4 protein-coding genes are annotated in these 3,916 nt (G+C 38.7%); 3 read left to right on the top strand and 1 reads right to left on the bottom strand.

Going from position 1 to position 3,916, the window contains the following annotated elements; all coding sequences use genetic code 11:
* Positions 1-10: 10 nt before the first annotated feature.
* The 3 genes from A3757_RS09775 to A3757_RS09765 are packed head-to-tail and all read left to right on the top strand — an operon-like array spanning position 11 to position 3,098.
* Complete coding sequence (locus A3757_RS09775) at positions 11-1,219, top strand: integrase arm-type DNA-binding domain-containing protein (protein WP_068553710.1); 1,209 nt, start codon at positions 11-13, stop codon at positions 1,217-1,219.
* Positions 1,219-2,451: a hypothetical protein gene (locus A3757_RS09770; RefSeq protein WP_068567555.1), complete on the top strand. Its 1,233-nt coding sequence runs from the start codon at positions 1,219-1,221 to the stop codon at positions 2,449-2,451. Before A3757_RS09775 ends, A3757_RS09770 begins: the two co-directional genes overlap by 1 nt.
* A 35-nt stretch (positions 2,452-2,486) precedes the next feature.
* A complete protein-coding gene (locus tag A3757_RS09765) occupies positions 2,487-3,098 on the top strand; it encodes a response regulator transcription factor (protein ID WP_068552707.1) in 612 nt (203 codons plus the stop codon).
* Between the two features lie 23 nt (positions 3,099-3,121).
* Here A3757_RS09765 and A3757_RS26660 read toward each other — a convergent pair.
* A partial coding sequence (locus A3757_RS26660) for a hypothetical protein (protein ID WP_068739499.1) occupies positions 3,122-3,916 on the bottom strand: 795 nt, incomplete at its 5' end.

The raw sequence follows: 3,916 nt of genomic DNA, 5'->3' as shown, positions 1-3,916 counted from the left end.
GAGTGGTTAAATGAAACTAACAGCAACAAAAGTAGATAGAATCAAGTCAGGAGATAAGGACCTTAAATTGAGCGACGGACGAGGTTTATTTTTGCTCGTAAAGACCAATGGACGAAAATATTGGAGACTTTCCTATCGTTTCCATGGCAAACAAAAAACCATATCCCTTGGAATCTATCCAGATACAAGCCTCGCTAAAGCAAGAGAACAAACCTCTGAAGCAAAAAACCTTTTGGCAGCAGGTGAAGACCCAAGTCAAATAAAGAGAATAAGAAAAGCCAATCAACTAGACGATGCACAGAATACATTTCGGTCCATTGCTCTCGAGTGGTTCGAAGTAAAAATGCTAAACATGTCTGACGGTCACAAGAAGCGTGTATTAAGAGCCTTAGAACGAGATATGTTTCCTCATCTTGGATGTCTTGAGGTAAGGAAAGTTAATGCAAATGACCTTCTAGTTCCATTAAAGAAAATTGAAGGCAAAGGGAAACTTGAAACAGCACATAGAGCTAAACAAACTGCGGGCCAGATATTGAGATACGCGGTGGCGACTGGGAGAGCCGACAGAGATTGCAGTATTGATTTAAAAGGTGCACTTAAAATACCAAAGGAAAAAAACCGAGCTGCTATTACCTGTCCAACAGAACTAGGAGTATTACTCAACGCAATAGATGGCTACAACGGAGGGATGGTCGTAAAAACTGCGCTAACAATAACACCGCATTTGTTCATACGTCCTGGAGAGCTACGAAAACTAGAATGGAACGAAATAAATTGGGAAAACAGAAGAATCGAGATTCCGGATTTTAAAATGAAAATGAGGGAGGCTTTTATTGTTCCCTTAAGCAATCAAGTTTATACAATCTTAGAGCAATACAAGGAAGAAACTGGACAGAGAGGAGCATATGTATTTCCTAGTGCTAGAGGCGCATCTCGTCCATTATCCGATAATGGCATTCGCACAGCGCTACGAACTTTAGGATATGACAACGAGACAGTATCACCACATGGATTTCGAGCCACTGCGAGAACACTTCTAGACGAAATATTAGGTTACCGAATTGATTATATTGAACACCAGCTAGCCCATGCCGTAAAAGATACAAATGGAAGAGCATACAATAGGACGAGTCACCTAGAAGGAAGAATTGAGATGATGCAAAGCTGGTCAAATTACTTAGATCAATTGAAAAACAAACATAACGGAGGCAAAAATTAATGACCAATCACAATATGACTTATGATCTTCAAGACCTCCAAGACATAGTGAAGACTCTCGAAACTGATACTACTGTTGTTAACGAGATAACCTTAGCAAAGAATATGATCAAGAGTCCTGACTTTAACTACTTAGAAATGCCAGACGACGCCCCTTTCATTAGTTCATTTATACCGACTCTACAAGAGTTAGAAAACGGATCTGGAGAGAAAGCAAATATATATGAGGCAATATTGGTTCGAGACACCGTGAACTTCATATTCTTCCATGAGCATGCAAATCATCCAGAGCTCAATCCAAATTTAGACCAAGTTTTCGAATCTATTCATCAAAGCCTAATGTCAGAAAACTCAGATATTTTTCAACTTGAAAATTTCTCCTTAATTCCAAACCTTGCCGACTTGGATGATCTTGATGCTTTGGATGATTTAGATTGGATAGACCTACTTTTGCATTCCAAAGCTGAGATCAGAATCCTCACGGAAATGGGTAAAAGAAATATCAAAGATCGTGACATGGATTCCTACACTTCTGCAGACCTATTGAATGAGGGTTTGTGCTCTTTAGAGCATGATACAATCACTACTAGCCAAGGATTTAACCTTCTCGCGCTTAACTCCATTTTTGAACAGTGTAAATTCTTCTTAGTTCAGCAAAGCGGAACATTAGAAAGCGCTTTGCTCTCTACTAAGCATCTTTTGCTTTCACAAGCATCCAACCACCTAGCCAAAGAACAAGTCATTTTCTTTTATGAAGAACGCGGCGAATCAGGTACTCATAAATTACAGCAAATAATCGACCAAAGAGAAAAACTAAATCATCTTATTCGCTCCTCTAAAGGAGGTAAAAAAGTCCCTTGGTTCTATGAACTTTTTTACGAACGAGCCAAGCAGTTCATAAGAGAAATTTGGTTGGACGATCTGAAGAATGGATTAACAATACTTCGTTCAGGCCACGCAATTCCTATTTTAAGAAATTTACATGAAATGAAATACGAAGCAGCAAAAGAACTAATACCTGACGACTCTACAATTGAGCGCTACATTAAAGAGGTACACAAATACATGGAACTCCCTCCTCATAAAAAAGGTCGCCTAAAACCTTTGGATAGAAACTACAATCACCTTAAAGAAACTTTTGAACATATCATTCATAAGCCGATTGAAACACTTCGTTTAGAGAACTATCCATCAAAAGAAAAATTTCTCCCAGTTAAAAATCATGGTTGCTGATATAATTGCACGACATTGCAACAGGGACGAAAAAGTTGAGCGCAGTATACAAGATCATCATCATCGACGATCATCACTTATTTGTATCAGCCTTAAAGGAACTATTTGAGCTGCTACTACCAGATGCCGAGGTATTTATATTTACCGAGGCATTCCAAGCCCTTTCATTCATCAATTCCCAAGAGCAAAAAGTCGATTTGGTATTACTAGATATCTCGCTCAAAGATGAGAATGGCTTCAACACCCTGCTACGAATAAAAGAAAAGCACCTATCGCTCCCCGTAGCATTCCTAACAGCATCAGAAGACAACAAAGATGTCGCGAAGTGCTTTAAACTCGGTGGAAAAGGCTTTATTCCAAAATCACTTTCCCCAGAAGCTACTGTTCAAGCTATAAAACTAATACTAGCTGGCGAAGAATATATTCCAGGATTTTACCTAAGACCTACTTCGCAAACCGCACGCAGCAACAACTTTTCTCTAACAGCAAGACAGAATGAAGTCCTGAGCTATTTGAAAAAAGGAGCTTCAAATAAACAAATAGCTGAAAACCTAGGTATTTCTGAGGGAACGGTTAAGATTCATGTATCTGCAATTTTAAAGCTGTTTAACCTCAACAGTCGTGCTGAGGTTATAGCAAGTCTATAGTTAAAAGAGCATTATTAATGAAGCTATGCAGGAAAACTAGGTGCTTCGTTCAATACCGACCTCTTAACCAAACTTGGGTCCAGACCATATCGCTTAACAACTGATTGCATCAGTTCAAACAGCCAAGCTGGAGCAAACGGGGCAATTACTATTTCTTCGATTAATAGCTCCAAGTCAACTGACAGATTTCGTCCGTATTCGCTTAATGGTTCTCTTCCATAGTGTGGTTCAAAAAGTTGTTGAATCAAGACCCTAACTTCTTTTTCATGTTCAAAAGATTTGCGCTTGTAAAAAAAAGGTTCTACTGGACTTGGAACTGGAGGGAAACCCAAGTCATTGTCATAGTCGACGTAGAATACTTTACCTATAAATAGGCCATAATCACGATGGATAGCTCTGAGCAATTTAATAGCTTTAGTTTTGATCGCTACAGCTTCCTCTATATGGCCATAGAGCTTCCACATTCCATCAGATTCATGTGAATTCATATGCCAACATTGGACAAAAGTATTTTTCCTAAGCCTTTCCCAATAAGAATCAGAAAACTCTTTGCTATCGTTTGCTTGACGAAGCAATTCTGTAGTTGCATTCCATTTTTCCAACGCTTTCTTCGGAAAAGCTCCTTCAAATTTATCATCGAATCCATCAATCCTTGTTAAATATAAGCTTTCCGATTCCAAAAGAGAAAGAAACTTTGCAAATGACATAAACCGCCACAAAGTTGCATCACGATCAGGAGGGATGACACCCGTTGCACCATACATTTCATCATCAAGAACATTCAAAATATGTTTATTATTTTCTGTATCCATAAATAG

The sequence above is a fragment of the Oleiphilus sp. HI0117 genome, assembly GCF_001635235.1.
The sequence above is the reverse complement of the archived record's forward strand: the minus strand, read 5'-3'. Positions and strand labels throughout refer to the sequence as shown.

What these genes read in the sequence shown, in the direction of transcription:
- A3757_RS09775 (WP_068553710.1), top strand. Translation starts at nt 11, where the DNA reads ATGAAACTAACAGCAACAAAAGTAGATAGAATCAAGTCAGGAGATAAG.
- A3757_RS09770 (WP_068567555.1), top strand. Translation starts at nt 1,219, where the DNA reads ATGACCAATCACAATATGACTTATGATCTTCAAGACCTCCAAGACATA.